This window comes from Halomonas daqiaonensis, assembly GCF_900109725.1.
GTDB lineage: Bacteria > Pseudomonadota > Gammaproteobacteria > Pseudomonadales > Halomonadaceae > Halomonas > Halomonas daqiaonensis.
Genome location: NZ_FOBC01000003.1, coordinates 1 through 14,185, shown reverse-complemented (window position 1 = coordinate 14,185; position 14,185 = coordinate 1). Strand labels below are relative to the sequence as shown.

The following is a 14,185-nucleotide window of genomic DNA, read 5'->3' as shown; positions in this document are numbered from 1 at the left end:
ACTGGGCTCCATCAGGCGTGGTCGAAGACGGTTTTCAGGGACGCATCGAGCTTGTCGACGATCTCGTCCAAGTGCGATTCGTCGAGGATGAAGGGTGGGGCCAGCAGGATATGGTCGCCCCGGCGCCCGTCCAGGGTGCCGCCCATGGGATAGCACATCAGGCCCTTGGACATGGCGGTGCGCTTGACCGCCGCATGCAGCTTGCGGGACGGGTCGAACGGCGTCTTTTGGCCCCGGTCGGCCACCAGCTCGAGCCCCCGGAACAGGCCCCGACCGCGGATGTCGCCGACATAGGGGTGCTCGCCGAAACGGGCCTCCAATCGCTGCTGGAGGCCCTCGCCCAGCCGGTCGACGCGCGGCAGCAGGTTCCGCTCCTCGATGGCCCGCTGGACCGCCAGGGCGGCGGCGCAGGCGGTGGCGTGACCGATGTAGGTGTGCCCGTGCTGGAAGAACCCCGAGCCCTCGGCGATAGCCTGGCGAATATGTTCACTCACCAGGGTCGCACCAATCGGCTGGTAACCGGCGCCCAGGCCCTTGGCGATGGTCATCAGGTCCGGCGTCACGCCCTCCTGCTCGGCGGCGAACAGGCTGCCGGTCCGGCCCATGCCGCACATCACCTCATCGAGGATCAGCAGGATGCCGTGGCGATCGCAGATCTCGCGCACCCGCGTAAAGTAGCCCGGCACCGAAGGGACCGCTCCCAGGGTCGCGCCGACCACCGGCTCGGCGACGAAGGCCATCACGTTCTCTGGCCCCAACGACTGGATCTCGGCCTCGAGCTCTGCCGCCAGACGCTCACCGTAGGCCTCCGGGGTCTCGCCGGGGGCCTGATCCCGATAGGCGTAGCAGGGGCTGACGTGACTCACCTCGACGAGCAGCGGCTCAAACTGTTGCCGACGCCAGGCGTTGCCGCCGGTCGCCAGCGCCCCCAGGGTGTTACCGTGATAGCTCTGGCGCCGCGCAATAAGGTGCTTACGCTGGGGCTCGCCCCTCTCGATGAAGTATTGGCGCGCCAGCTTGAGCGCCGCTTCCACCGCCTCGGACCCTCCCGAGACGAAATAGACGGAGGAGAGGCCCGTCGGAGCCCGCTCGACCAGGAAGTCGGCCAGGGCCTCCATCGGCTCGTTGGTGAAGAAGGAGGTGTGGGCGTAGGCAAGCCGCCCGACCTGCTCACGGATAGCCTCGATCACTTCGGCATCGCTGTGGCCCAGACAGGACACCGCGGCACCCCCACAGGCATCCAGGTAGCGGCGCCCCTCGGCATCGATCAGGTAGGGGCCGTCGCCGCCCACGGCGGTCGGATACTGTTGCTGCAGATGACGGTGGAATACGTGGCTCATGCTGACCTCACACGGGTTTTCGCAAATCAGATTGTCATTTTTATGAAAAGTAACGATTTTTCTGCATCGAGTCACGGATGCGCCAGATGGGCGCCTACGTGGACTAGCCGAGCGGCTCACGGCGATGGCGATAGGGGCCGAACAGGCAGGCCAACAGCAGCAAGCCCCCGGACAGCGTGGCGATCATCCCGGCCGCACTCAACGAGACGCTGAAACCTAGCCAGCCCGGGCCATAGCCTGCCAGCACATACCCCAACACCGCCGAGACCACGGCGATCAGCTGGCTAAAGGCGATCTGCGAAGCGAGATGGTTGGTCATCAAGCGGGCTGCGGCGGCGGGACAGATGAACATGGCAATGACGATGATCGCCCCGACCGCCTCGAAGGCGGCAATGGCGGCCACGGCCACCATCAGCACCAGCAACAGGCCGACCAGCGTCGGGCGGGCACCGACGCTGGCGGCGAAATCGGCATCGAAACTGGCCAGCACCAGGCCGCGGCGGAAGACTACAACGAAAGCGGCCACCAGGGCCCCCATCCAGGCCACCCGGCCCAGTTGCGGCGGCAGGTCGGACAGTGCCTGCGTATCGAACAGCGAAGCGACGCTGGTGCCCTCGAACCAGATCAGGCTCTCCAGATTGCCGTAGAGGGCATGCTCCACGTCCAGGTGGACCGTGCCCACCTCATTCCACTCCAGCATCAGAACGCCCAAGGCAAATAGGCTCGTGAAGACCACGCCCATGGCCGCACTGTTTTCCACTCGGCCCAGGCGGCGGATCAGCTCGATCATCGCCACGGTGAACAAGGCCGACACGCCGGCCCCCAGCATCATCGCCGAAGAGGCCAGAGTTCCGGTGAGCAGGAAACTCGCCACGATACCCGGCAGCGCGACGTGGCTGATGGCATCACCGATCAGACTCTGGCGGCGCAATACCAGGAAGTTGCCCAGCAGGGCGCAGGACATGCAGATGATAATGGCGACCGTCAACGGCACCAGGCTGAACATCAGGAAATCGCTCATGGGTACGCCTCCCGACTCGCCATCAGCCGGTTCTCGAGCACCATGATGGTATCCGGCGAGAGCACTCGTTCGATCGGCAACAGGCCGCGGTGATCGAGCTGTGCGGCATCCTCCGGATAATAGCGCCGGTGGAGTGCCCAGAGCCGCTCCTCATGCTCGGCATCCCGAGCCGCGGCCCAGCCCGAAGGTGTTGCCACTCCATCGCGGCGGATGAAGCCCTGACGCCGCAGCACCCTCATGGTCAGGTCGTCGAAGATTGCCTCGTCACGAGCCAGGGCAAGCAGCCCCTGGCGCAAATGGACTCGCCGCTTGAAGCGCTGGTGGGCAATCAGGGTGGCCAGGATGCCGCGCCGCGGCGAAAGCAGGAAGGAGACCAGAAAAAGCACGAAGGAGGCCAGCACCACCAGGGGGCCGGTGGGCAGCCCTTGTCGAACGCTGGACAGGGTGACGCCGAGATAGCCGGCGAGGGCGCCGAGCAGCGCCGCCAGCGCCACCACGCGCAGCGGCCGGTCGGTCCAGAAGCGACCGGTCACCGGCGGAATGATGGTCAGCGCGACGATCAGGATCAAGCCGGTGATCCGCAGCCCGATCACCACCACCGCCAGCAGCAAGAGCATCAGCAGCATATCGACGCGCTGGACCCGGACCCCGTTGGTAGCGGCGAAGACGGGATCGAAGCAGACCATCAGGAAGTCACGACGCATGACGATGATGCCGGCCGCCAGCAGCAGGGAACAGAACCCGATCAGTTGGGCTTCGGCCGCCAACATGCCGGCGGTGGAACCGACAAGATAGCCGGTCAGCCCGGCCTGGCCGGACACCGCCAACGACTGGATGACGGTGAGCAATACCACGCCCAGGCCAAAGAAGGTGGAGAGCACGGCGCCTATGGCAGCATCCTCACCTAGCCGGGTGCGGTGGCTTATGGCCTGCACCGCCCAGAGCCCGGCGGCGGCGCTCAGCCCAGCGCCGACTAGCAGGCCCGGCATCCAGCGTCCGTCGCCGAATACCAGCGCCATCAGGATGAAGGCCAGGGCCAGGCCGGGAAGGGTCGCATGGCTAATCGCATCGCTGACCAAGGAGCGCTTTCGCAGCAGCACGAAGCTGCCGATCATGCCAGCACCGCCCCCGAGCAGCATCGCCCCGAGGGTCACCAGGCTGGTGTTGTAACCGGCCTCGAAGATCAGGGCGCGCCACCAGGCTTCCATGCTCAGCACTCCCGGGATTCCCGGGGCGCCTCGTCCAGCAGGCGCAATAGCTGGACATCGCCGAGCCGACCACCGTAGGTTTCCTGAAGGTTCTGCGCCGTGAAGGTCGTCGCCACAGGCCCGGCCGCGATGCGGTGGACATTGAGCAGCAACAGGTGATCGAAATAGTCGCGTACCGTGGCGAGGTCATGATGGACGCAGAGCAGGGTCCTGCCCTGGCGACGCAAGGTCTTGAGCACCTCCACGATGGCCTTCTCGGTGGCCGCATCGACCCCGGCAAAGGGTTCGTCGAGGATGGTCAGGTCTGCCTCCTGGGTCAGGGCACGAGCCAGGAAGACGCGTTGCTGCTGGCCGCCCGAGAGTTCACCGATCTGGCGCCGGGCGAAGGCCTCCATGCCGACACGGCCCAGACTCTCCATGGCCTTATCGCGGTGGTGCCGACGGGTTAACTGCCACCAGCGCAGGTCGCGGAAGAGCCCCATGGTCACCACGTCGATCACCGTCGCGGGAAAATCCCAGTCGACGCTGCTGCGCTGCGGGACATAGGCCACACGGCGCGAGCGGCCGTCATAGGGTTTGCCGAACACACGGATATCCCCAGTGAGCCGCCGGGTGATGCCCAGGGCGGCCTTGAGCAGGGTCGACTTGCCGGCCCCGTTGGGACCCACGATGGCAGTCATGCTGCCCGGCGGCGTGATGAAGTCCACCGAGTGCACCACCGGTCGATGGTCATAGCTGACGGTCAGGCCATGGATCGCCAGGGGGCTCGCCACCACCTCGTCGGAAAGGTGCAGTGCACCGTTCATTCGCTCACCTCTTCCTGGCCCAATCGCTCCAGTCTCCCCCCGGTGGGGGCCTCGCCCCCCAGCGCACGTGCGATCAGGGTGACGTTGTGATCGAACATCCCGAGCCAGGTGCCCTCGTAGGTCGCGGCCGGTCCCATGGCATCGGAAAACAGCTCTCCGCCGATCTCGACCGTCCAGCCCTCGGCGGCCGCCCCCTCGACCAGCGCCTGGACGTTACGATCCGATACCGACGACTCGATGAAGATGGCGCCGATCCGACGGTCCACCAGCACGTCGACCAGCGATTCGATGCGCGCCAGGCCGGCCTCGCTCTCGGTGGAGAAGCCTTGGATACCCATGACCTCGTACTCATAGGCGTCGCCGAAGTAGCCGAAGGCATCATGTGCCGTCACCAGGACCCGTGACGACGCCGGCACGCTGTCGAGCACCATGGCAGCGTAGCCATCCAGCGCCTCGAGCTTGGCGAGATAGGCATCGGTGCGCGCCTCGAACTCCTGGGCATGCTCGGGAGCCAGCTCGGCCAGGGCATCGCGGATGCCCTCCACCACCCACAGCCAGCGGCCGGGATCCATCCAGACGTGAGGATCGGGCTGGTCAGGATATGCCTCGTCGGCAAGACGCTGCTCGACCGGCACCGCCTCGCCCACGGCGAAGACGGGCTTGCGTTCCGCCAACCGTGACAGGAAGTTGCGCAATTGGGCCTCCAGGTTGAGACCGTTCCAGAACACCGCATCCGCCCGGGTCATGGCAGTGACGTCGTGGCGAGTCTGGCGATAGAGGTGCGGATCTACCCCCGGCCCCATCAAGCCTTGTACCTCGACCCGCTCCCCTCCTATTTCACGCAGGACATCGGCGATCATCGCGGTTGTGGCCACCAGCTTCAGTGGCGCATCGTCCTCGTCGGCCAGCACCGGTCCGGCCAACATTCCCGCCAGCATAAGCAACAAGAGCTTCAGGGTAAGCGCACGTCGGGGGAAAGCTGTCATCGATGACCCTCGGGGGTGGATGGTGTTACCGAACAGAATACGCGCTGGCGGTCAGTTCATGAATTGGCATGACGGAAGATTCCGTATCACCGGATCATCACCGACGCCTGATGCCCAGCAGTGATTTTCCGGCTGCGGGCACGAGAGCCTGTCACGGCAGGAGGATGGTGGAGCCGGTGGTCTGGCGGCCCTGGAGGGCTTCCTGGGCCTTGCCGGCCTCCGCAAGCGGGTAGCGTTGGCCGATATCGACCTTGACCTTGCCGCTCTCCAGCATCGCGAAGAGCTCGCCGGCCATCCACTCAAGCCGCTCGCGGGTGTCGGCATAGCCGTTGAGGCTCGGCCGGGTGACGAACAGCGAGCCCTTCTGGTTGAGGATGCCGATGTTGACGCCCTCCACAGCGCCCGAAGCATTACCGAAGCTGACCATCAACGAACGTGGCTTCAGGCAGTCCAGCGAGGTCTCCCAAGTATCCTTGCCCACCGAGTCGTAGACCACGTCACACATTGCGCCGCCGGTCAGCTCGCGGACACGCTCCACCACGTTCTCTCGGGTATAGTCGATGGTCGCCCAGGCGCCATTGCGCTCGGCCAGCGCCGCCTTTTCCGGCGAACTCACCGTGCCGATCAGCTTCACGCCCAGCGCCTTTGCCCACTGGCAGGCAATGGAACCCACGCCCCCGGCGGCGGCATGCCAGAGAATCGTCTCGCCGCCCTCAAGCGGACAGGTCTGACGCAGCAGATACTGCACGGTGAGTCCCTTGAGCATGCTGGCGGCGGCGGTCTCGACGTCGATGGCCTCGGGCAGCACCACCACTTTTTCCGCTGGCACCACATGCTGCTCGGCATAGGCGCCCAGCGGCCCCTGGGCATAGGCGACCCGGTCTCCCGCCTTGAGGTGGGTGACGCCCTCGCCCACCGCATCGACCACGCCGGCCCCCTCGGTGCCCAGACCGGACGGCAGCCACGGGGCCGGATAGAGGCCAGTGCGGAAATAGATGTCGATGAAATTGAGGCCGACGGCCTGGTTACTGACGCGAACCTCGCCGGGCGCCGGCTCGGCCGAGGTGACGTCGACGAGCTCGAGGACCTCGGGCCCACCGGTGCGAGCGAACTGGATACGCTTGGCCATGGGGATGTTTTCCTTGTGTTGCCTGCGAGATTAGCCCACCAGTCAAGCGCCGTGGGCCCGCAGGGTCAAGCCACGTCGCCGTCAGAGAGTGGCCGGAAAGGACTCCAGGCCGCGGATAAAGCGCGCCTTGTAGTCATCGAACTGCTGGCGGTCGCGCTTGAAGGACTGGATCACCGACGCCTCGTCGAAGGTCAGCGCCCTGGGGAGGTCCTCGAGGGAGGCGGCGGGATGCTTGGGCCCCAGCCCGATCCGCACCCCGGCCTTGCCGTCCAGCCAGCGCGTGATGCCCGCCTCGCGAAAGCGAGCCTCCTGCTCGGCATCCTGGGTATCGATGCGCAGGGGCGCCTTGAGCGCCAGCTCGGCGACCAGGCGCTCAGCCGGGCGCGGCACACGCACATGGCCCTCCTCTTGATACTGGTCCAACTCGACCAGCAGCATCACGGTCATGCTGCTGCCGACCTCGTCGAGCACGAGCAGGGCCAGTGCCACCGGGCGCGAATGATCATCCACCAGCGCCAATACCCTCGCTGCCTCCTGCTTGATCAGCACCCCCAGTGTGCCGGCGAAGGTTGCCAGCGGCCTGAGGCCCGCCTCCTGGCCATAGGCTTCGGCGCACAGCCGGGCCAGGCAGGCTTCGCGTTGCTGGGGATTCTTGATATGCACGATTCTCATCTCGGTATCCTCGCGTTCGGCAATATCACCAGGGTCCCATCATCAGGGTCAAAGTCGCGCAGCCTACCATATCCAAGCCATGACGAATGGCGATACGCTGTAGGCCGCTTCCTCGCCGCCAGTGCGCGGTGTCTCGCTGACCAGGACGCCTGTTCATGCCCCACCCTGACATCCCCCTGTCCCGTTTGATCGCCCATCGCGGCCTATCCGCCCGAGCACCGGAAAACACCCTGATCGCCGTTCGCGAGGCCAAGCAGGCCGGCTGTGATTGGGTCGAGCTCGATGTGCAACTGCTCGGCGACGGGACCCCGGTAATCTGGCACGACGCCAACATCCGGCGCTGCTCCGATGGCCGCGGCCGACTGGGCGACCTGGACCTGGCCACGGCCCGCCGGCTCGATGCAGGCGGCTGGTTCGGAGACGCATTCCGGGGCGAGCGCATGGCCACCCTCGAAGAGATGCTCGTCCTCCTCGACGAGCTCAAGATGGGAGTGAACCTGGAACTCAAAGTGAATCGCGGCCGAGATCCCCACGCCTTGGTGGATACCGCCCTGCCTGAGGTAATGGAGACACTGCCGCCGGCGCGGCGCCTGGTCTCCTCCTTCAGCGACACCGCCCTGGCTCGGGCACGCACCCTGGCCGGGCCCGAATCCCTGGCGCTGGGCGTGCTCTTCGAGACGATCGGCCGCGACTGGCGCTCACGCTGCGAGCCGGTGCAGGCCTACAGCGTTCATGCTGACTGGAGGCGCCTCAAGAAGACGCGCGTTCGCGAGGTCATCGAGGCGGGCTACCGACTGCTCTGCTATACGGCCAACGATCCCACCGCCTTCGCCCCACGCTGGCAATGGGGCGTCGAAGCGGTGATCAGCGACGACCCGATGCGCTTCGCCGGTCACTTGCCCGCCACCTGAGCACACCGCCGGAGACCACCGCGGCGCTGGGGGTGAAGTAGCAGACGCCAGCACGGTCGGGCACGACTACCACGACCTCCCTTGTCAGGCTCAGGGCACGGCAACGAACACCCTCGAGCCTTCTATCTCGGCTCTGGCCAGGCGCTGGCCATAGAGTCGTTCCAGAACCTCGGGCACCAGCATGCTCGCCGCCGGGCCCCAGCAGGCCTCTCCGTTCGGGTAGAGCAACAGCAGGTGATCGCACCAGCGAGCGGCCAGGTTGAGGTCATGCAGGCACATCATCACGGCACGGCCGCCGGCTGCCTGCTCGGCCAGCAGCCGCATCACCGCCACCTGATGGTGCAGGTCCAGATGATTGGTGGGCTCATCGGCTAGCCAGACGCCAGGGTCCTGGGCCAGCAGGGTGGCGATCGCCAGCCGCTGGCGTTCACCGCCGGAGAGCGTGGCCACCTGGCGCCCGCCCAGCGCCGCCAGGTCCAATCGTTCCAGGGCATGCCGCGCCAGCGCCAGGTCCTCGGCGGTTTCCATCTGCCAGGGGGAGAGCCAGGGGTGGCGGCCGATCAGAGCGGTCTCTTCCACCGTGGCGGGAAAGCCGTCGTGATGCTCCTGGAAGACCAGCCCGAGGCACTGGGCCAGTCGGCGGCGTCGCAGGCGGGCCAAGGGCACGCCATCCACCTCCACCTGGCCAGCGCGTGGCGGTCGCAGGCCGGCTAGTGTGTGCAACAGGGTGGTCTTGCCCGAGCCATTGGGTCCCAGTACCCCCCACACCTGACCTGGCAGTACCGCGATGTTCAGTGGATCACCCCCATCGCGGCCCGGGACATCGTTGACCAGCCCACGGGTCTCCAAGCGACTCATCAGCGGCTCCGATGCAGCAGGTAGAGGAAGGTCGGCACTCCGAGCAAGGCGGTGATCACCCCCACCGGAAGCTGCTCGGGGGCGATGATCGTTCTCGCCAGGGTATCCGCCAGCACCAACAGGGTGCCGCCGGCCAGGGCACAGGCGGGAAGGATCAGCCGCTGGTCGTTGCCCAGCACCAGGCGCAGCATGTGCGGCACCACCAGCCCGACGAAACCGATACTCCCCGCCGTCGTTACCGCCACGGCGGTGATCAGACTCGCCAGCAGGTAGATCAGCCATTCCAGCCGCCGGACCGCCACCCCTAGGGCCGCGGCTTGCAGCCCGCCCCGAGCCAGCACGTTGAGGCTCCGCCCGAGCGGCACCACCAGCAGGCAGACCAGGGCCAGCAGGCCCAGCGCAACGCCTGGGCCTCGCGCATGGGCCAGGTCACCCATCAGCCAGTAGAGCATACCCGGCAGCTGCCGGGCCGGGCTGAGCGAGAGGATCAGAGTGATCACCGCTCCCCAGCCGGAGGCGACGACCACACCGGTGAGCAGCAGCCGCGACGGCGTCCAACTGCCGGTACCATGGGCCAGGCCGAAGACCAGCAGGGTCGCCGTCAGGGCGCCGGCAAAGGCCGACCCCGAGATCACGGCACTGCCCAGCCCCGCCAGCATCGCCAGCAGGGCGCCCACCGCCGCGCCGCCGGAAAGCCCCAGCACATAGGGATCTGCCAGAGGATTACGTAGCAGCACCTGCATCAGGGCGCCGGCCACCGCCAGCAGGCCGCCGGTAGCAAAGGCAGCCAGGGCACGCGGCAGGCGCAGCTCGAGGATTAGGGTACGTGACAGGGCATCGCCACCGCCCGTCAGCACGGCGAGGCTCTCCGACAGGGGCACGGCGGCGCTGCCCAAGGCCACGGCGAGCACCAGGGCAGCAAGGGCAGCCGTTGCCAGCACTCCTAGGGTCAACGCCAGCTGGCCTACTGTCAGGTGCCCATGGGTGGCCGTACCCGGGCTAACGGCGGCCACGGGCAACTTCCAGCCTGTCACAGAGCCGCCGGCTGCCCTCGAGCAGTCGTGGCGTGGGCCGCTGGAGCAGCGACGGAGGCACGAAGAAGAGGTTATCGCGGGCCACCGCCCTCAGCTCGGGAAAGCGCTGCCAGTCCGCCAGCCAGCCGCGGCTCTCTTCCCCCCGCCCGCCGGCGAGGATCACCTCGGGATCGGCCGCCAGCACGGCCTCCTCGTCGATGCGCGGCACCAATCGCGACAGGTCGCCGAAGACGTTCACGCCCCCGCACAGTGTGACTGCCTTGCCGATGAGGTGCTCGTCGTTGACGGTCATCAAAGGCGAGTCCCACACCTGATAGAACACGGATACCGGAGGCGCAGCCTCATGGATTGCCGACAGCTCGGCAACCCCCTGACGAAAGCGCTCGGCGGCCAGCCGCCCCTGTGCCCCGCTGCCGCCCAGCCGCGCCAGCCGTTCGAGGGCCGTGGCGATGCCCTCGAAATCCCGTGGCTCGATGCGGAACACCGGCACCCCCAGCCGTTCGAGGCGCTCTACCTGCTCTGCGGGATTGCCGGTGACCCAGCCGATCACCAAGTCCGGCTGCAGGGCCACCAGGCGCTCCAGGTCTAGGCGATCATGGCTGCCCACGGAGGGTAGCTCGCTGGCCGCGGGTGGAAAATCGCTGTGATCCACCACCGCCACCAGCCGCTCCCCTGCCCCCGCGGCGAAGAGCAGCTCGGTGGCCCCGGGGGAGAGCGCGACAATCCGCTCGGCCGGCGCCGCCAGACAGATCTCGCGGCCGCTGTCGTCGATGGCGCAGACCTGATCGGCAGCGGCCGGCTCGACGAGGCCGGTCAGCAGCACGAACAAGAGCCCGGCCATGCCGGGCAGACGGTGAGTCACTGGCGATTCCCTAGGGACCAAAGTGGACACTGACAAAGGCAGCTCGGCCGGCGTTGATGTAGTCATCGCCATCAAAGAATTTCGCCGTCGCGTACTCCTTGTCCAGTGCATTCTCCACCGTCAAACGGGCTGTCCACATCGGGGCGAATTGCCAGCCGGCACGCAAGTTGAGCAGACCGTAGCCGCCAAGCCGGGAAGAATTGCCAAGGAAGTCGTACTCGTAACGGTGGTCCTGAACAATCCAGGATCCCCCCAGTGACCAGTCACCCAGCTCACGATCGATATCAAACCGCAGGCTCTGGCTAGCACGCCGTGCAAGCTGGTTACCGGTACTGCGATCCTCGGGATCGGTCCAGGTGAGGGCCGTTGCCAACGTCCAGTCATTAATCTCGGCACCACCGGAAATCTCAATGCCCCGGATACGACTGGTGGGGATGTTGGTCGGCACATCGTTGATCTGGGCCGAGATCAGGTTATCGATATCGGTTTGATAAAGCGCCGTATCCCAGAACCAATTCGCATACTGGCCACGTACCCCAATCTCGACGGTGTCAGATGTTTCAGCTTCCAGATCGGGATTCGCGAAACCAGGATAATAAAGATCATTGAAGGTGGGGGCGCGAAAGGCCGTGCCGTAGCTGGCCCGGGCGATGTGATGGTCGTCCAGGGCATAGCCCAGCGCCAGGCTGCCCGTCAGCTCTTCCCCGTAGGCCTCGTTATCGTCATGACGAAGGCTGGCCTGAAGGCTTAGTGGTGAGAAATCTAGAAGCCCTTGGGCAAAGACCGCCGTGTTATCACGACTATCTTCTTCATACTGCGTCGTGCTACTGACGCTATCTTCAGTATGTTCAACACCCGCCACCAGTTCGTGGACGCTGAAACTTAAGGTGTTCTCCCAGCGGGCAGTCTGGGTTTGAGTGTCGAATACTGAAATACCATAAGAATCGAAAGTGTCACGTTCGTCTCGCGCCTCGCTCAGGGTGACGCGGCTTGACCAGGTCTCTGTCACCGGCGTCTCAGCGTAGACCGCCGCCACCTGTTGCACGAAGTCATCTTCCGCGGGGGCGCCGAAGCTATCAAACTCGGTCGTGCCTCGTCCCCGCAGCGCCAGCATGCCCATCTCGGCGCCGCCGTCGAAGGTGTGGGAGAGTCGTACCACACCGCTGGTATTGTCGTAGCCCTTATCATCGCCGCCGCGGCGAACCGGCACGCCCTCAGTATCGAAGCGGCTGGCGGCAAAGTGGTAGCGGGTACCGCCCTCGGCGCCGGAAAGACTGGCGGAGTAGCGCTGAGTCTCGAAGGAGCCGCCACCCACCGAAATACGCGGCGTCGGTTCGCCCTCTTTCCCTTCAGGAGTGAACAGCTGGACAACGCCACCCACCGCGTCGGCGCCATAGAGGCTGCCGCGGGGACCGCGCACGATCTCGGCACGCTCGAACATGCGAGGATCCAGAAATTCCCAGGACGCCGCCCCCGTGGTCGCGGAGCGCAGTCGAATGCCGTCGATCAGCAACACGTTCTGGTTGCTGTTGGTTCCCCGGATGAAGACGCTGCTCTGCTTGCCGTAGCTGCCATTGGTGCTGACATCCACCCCTGGCTGGCCACGCAGCACATCGGTGATGCTGGCAGGGTCCTGGCGACGAAAGGCGGCTTCGTCGATCACGGTGACGGACGAGAGGCTCTGGTCGGCAGTTCGAGGGGCCAGGGTGGCGGTCACCACCATCGGATTTAGCTCGACGGTGGCAGATTCCTGGTTAGCGCTGTTCGACTGTGCCTGAACGGCCAGAGGAAGCGCGGCGAGACCGAAGGCGGCCAGGCCGGAGGTGGCAGTGATGCGGTTTTTCATGGAATGTCCCTTGCTCGCCGTACTCACCCGTACGACTGGTCGGTATTGCAGTCACCGGGACGGCAAGGGATCGAGGAAGAGGGAAAACGAAAGAGACGACGCCTGCCCAGCCTCCTGGTCGCCCACCGCAACCCGGCATTTACTCTCGGGCCGGTCTCCGGGCTTACGAGTGAAAGCCGGGCATGAAGCAGGCCCGACGTCCGGAACGACCGCCTTCCCGTGCAGCAGCACAGTGGCGTGATGGCCGTTCTTTCCTCGATCACCGTTGCGGGGGCAGCGTCGGAATGGGATTACCGACTTCCCGTTTCACTGGCGGACGTTTCCACCAGCACCTGAGAGGTGCGCGTAAGCTAGCAATCCCTCGATGAAGCGTCAACGCATACCCTCCGACTGATTGACCTGGCGCAGCCAAACTTATGGCGGGCTGACAGGACATCGCCTCGCCCCTATACTATATATTTATGGCTATGTTGGTATCTGTTGTTGGCGTGCTTTAAAAATACTGTATAAACTACTGTATATCCAGTTTTCCTCTGGGGCACGCCATGAATCAATCAGACCTCAAAGCCCTCGAACAGACACTGACTCGCCTCCCTGACCATCTCAAGAAATACCTGGCAGATCAGATTCTTGGGCAAATAAGCTCCCAAGCGAACACCTTGCTCGACACCGCGAGACCTCACCTTCCCTGCCCACACTGTGGCGCTGAATACCCTGCAAAGTGGGGGCGCAGCGGTGGCCTGCAGCGGTATCGCTGCCGGAATCCCGATTGTCGCAAGACCTTCAATGCCCTCACAGGTACGCCCCTGGCCAAACTGCAGCACCGCGACAAGTGGTTTGATTACCTGCGCTGCATGCGAGACAGTCTGACGTTACGTGTCTCGGCGGCCCGAGTGGGCATCGATTTGAAGACGGCCTTCCGCTGGCGACATCGCTTCCTGAAAACGAGCGCTCAAGACAACGCCAACCCACTATCCGGCATCATCGAGGTAGACGAAACCTTCTTCCTGGAGTCCTGCAAAGGAAAGCGTAATCTCACGCACCGCAAACCTCGAAGGCGCGGCGGGCAAGGCGATATGAAGAAAAAAGGGCAAAAGATTCAGGTTCTTATTGCGCGAGACCGTAACGGAAAGATCAGTGACTTGGTCGATCCGGCGCTCAAGAAATCCACTGTTCATGAATTCTTGGCACCGATCATCGATCGTGACTCGATTTTATGTTCGGACGGGCACAGCTGGTATAAAACCTTCTCTGCCGACCATGGCATTGCTCATCATCGACTGATCACACTCGACAATCAGCGAGTGCTTGGCAAGGAATACCACATTCAGAACGTAAACAGCTATATGAGCCGTTTGAAGGGCTGGATGACGCGCTTTCATGGGGTGGGGACCGAGTACTTACCCAATTACCTGGCATGGCGACGGTTGTTTGAAACCGCGAAGCCAGCAGAGGAAGCGTGGTTTCGCAAGGCGATAGGCGCAGACCAACAACAGATACCAACATAGCCAT

At 64.9% G+C, this 14,185-nt stretch carries 13 protein-coding genes and 1 riboswitch; of the genes, 2 read left to right on the top strand and 11 right to left on the bottom strand.

The window, feature by feature from the left end:
* Nucleotides 1–11: 11 nt before the first annotated feature.
* From BMY30_RS02740 to BMY30_RS02710, 7 genes are all read right to left on the bottom strand, one after another.
* A complete protein-coding gene (locus tag BMY30_RS02740) occupies nucleotides 12–1,340 on the bottom strand; it encodes an aspartate aminotransferase family protein (RefSeq protein WP_089710378.1) in 1,329 nt (442 codons plus the stop codon).
* Between the two features lie 103 nt (nucleotides 1,341–1,443).
* A complete protein-coding gene (locus tag BMY30_RS02735; RefSeq protein WP_089710377.1) occupies nucleotides 1,444–2,361 on the bottom strand; it encodes a metal ABC transporter permease in 918 nt (305 codons plus the stop codon).
* Nucleotides 2,358–3,569 (bottom strand): metal ABC transporter permease, encoded by a 1,212-nt coding sequence (locus BMY30_RS02730; protein ID WP_089710376.1) that lies wholly within the window; start codon nucleotides 3,567–3,569, stop codon nucleotides 2,358–2,360. The genes BMY30_RS02735 and BMY30_RS02730 overlap by 4 nt, the downstream gene beginning before the upstream one ends.
* Before the next feature lie 2 nt (nucleotides 3,570–3,571).
* A complete protein-coding gene (locus tag BMY30_RS02725) occupies nucleotides 3,572–4,375 on the bottom strand; it encodes a metal ABC transporter ATP-binding protein (RefSeq protein ID WP_089710375.1) in 804 nt (267 codons plus the stop codon).
* Nucleotides 4,372–5,361: a metal ABC transporter solute-binding protein, Zn/Mn family gene (locus tag BMY30_RS02720; protein WP_089710373.1), complete on the bottom strand. Its 990-nt coding sequence runs from the start codon at nucleotides 5,359–5,361 to the stop codon at nucleotides 4,372–4,374. Before BMY30_RS02720 ends, BMY30_RS02725 begins: the two co-directional genes overlap by 4 nt.
* Nucleotides 5,362–5,512: 151 nt before the next feature.
* Nucleotides 5,513–6,490, bottom strand: coding sequence for an NADPH:quinone reductase (locus tag BMY30_RS02715; protein WP_089710371.1), 978 nt, complete (start codon nucleotides 6,488–6,490; stop codon nucleotides 5,513–5,515).
* Nucleotides 6,491–6,571: 81 nt separating this feature from the next.
* Nucleotides 6,572–7,162, bottom strand: coding sequence for a hypothetical protein (locus BMY30_RS02710; RefSeq protein ID WP_089710369.1), 591 nt, complete (start codon nucleotides 7,160–7,162; stop codon nucleotides 6,572–6,574).
* Nucleotides 7,163–7,317: 155 nt separating this feature from the next.
* Between BMY30_RS02710 and BMY30_RS02705 the strand changes: the two genes are divergently transcribed.
* The gene (locus BMY30_RS02705) at nucleotides 7,318–8,073 is read left to right on the top strand and encodes a glycerophosphodiester phosphodiesterase family protein (protein ID WP_089710366.1); all 756 of its coding nucleotides are present in this window, start codon (nucleotides 7,318–7,320) and stop codon (nucleotides 8,071–8,073) included.
* A 90-nt stretch (nucleotides 8,074–8,163) separates the two neighbouring features.
* Here the strand turns inward: BMY30_RS02705 and BMY30_RS02700 are convergent, their stop codons facing one another.
* From BMY30_RS02700 to BMY30_RS02685, 4 genes are read right to left on the bottom strand one after another with little or no spacing between them, the layout of a single operon-like run.
* Nucleotides 8,164–8,931, bottom strand: coding sequence for an ABC transporter ATP-binding protein (locus BMY30_RS02700; RefSeq protein WP_089710364.1), 768 nt, complete (start codon nucleotides 8,929–8,931; stop codon nucleotides 8,164–8,166).
* A complete protein-coding gene (locus BMY30_RS02695) occupies nucleotides 8,931–9,905 on the bottom strand; it encodes a FecCD family ABC transporter permease (protein WP_089710767.1) in 975 nt (324 codons plus the stop codon). The genes BMY30_RS02700 and BMY30_RS02695 overlap by 1 nt, the downstream gene beginning before the upstream one ends.
* A 25-nt stretch (nucleotides 9,906–9,930) precedes the next feature.
* On the bottom strand, nucleotides 9,931–10,827 hold the full coding sequence (locus tag BMY30_RS02690) for a cobalamin-binding protein (RefSeq protein WP_483099046.1): 897 nt from the start codon (nucleotides 10,825–10,827) through the stop codon (nucleotides 9,931–9,933).
* A 10-nt stretch (nucleotides 10,828–10,837) separates the two neighbouring features.
* Nucleotides 10,838–12,673: a TonB-dependent receptor domain-containing protein gene (locus BMY30_RS02685; protein ID WP_089710359.1), complete on the bottom strand. Its 1,836-nt coding sequence runs from the start codon at nucleotides 12,671–12,673 to the stop codon at nucleotides 10,838–10,840.
* Nucleotides 12,674–12,804: 131 nt separating this feature from the next.
* Nucleotides 12,805–13,024, bottom strand: a riboswitch (cobalamin riboswitch).
* Between the two features lie 194 nt (nucleotides 13,025–13,218).
* Between BMY30_RS02685 and BMY30_RS02680 the strand changes: the two genes are divergently transcribed.
* The gene (locus tag BMY30_RS02680; protein ID WP_086558114.1) at nucleotides 13,219–14,181 is read left to right on the top strand and encodes an IS1595-like element ISHda1 family transposase; all 963 of its coding nucleotides are present in this window, start codon (nucleotides 13,219–13,221) and stop codon (nucleotides 14,179–14,181) included.
* Nucleotides 14,182–14,185: the final 4 nt, after the last annotated feature.